Source organism: Streptomyces sp. NRRL S-495 (genome assembly GCF_000966955.1).
Lineage (GTDB): Bacteria > Actinomycetota > Actinomycetes > Streptomycetales > Streptomycetaceae > Kitasatospora > Kitasatospora purpeofusca.
Genome location: NZ_JZWY01001402.1, coordinates 1 through 220 on the forward strand (window position 1 = coordinate 1; position 220 = coordinate 220).

1 pseudogene is annotated in these 220 nt (G+C 76.4%); it reads left to right on the top strand.

Going from position 1 to position 220, the window contains the following annotated elements:
• Window positions 1-220: pseudogene (locus VR45_RS41870) on the top strand (DUF11 domain-containing protein); the annotation flags it as partial.

The window sequence follows — 220 nt, forward strand, 5'->3', positions numbered from 1 at the left end:
CCGACCAACACCGTGACGGTCACCGGCGGGCCCGACCCGGCCACGCCCACGCACACGGCGGTCGCCTCCCCCTCGGAGTCGCCGTCGGCGCAGGCGCGGCTGAGCGTGGCCAAGGTGCTGCTGACCGACCCGGTCGTCGCCGGGCAGCGGATCCAGTGGCGGGTGACGGTGACCAACCACGGGCCGTCGCGGGCGCGGAACGTCGTCGTCACCGACCGGG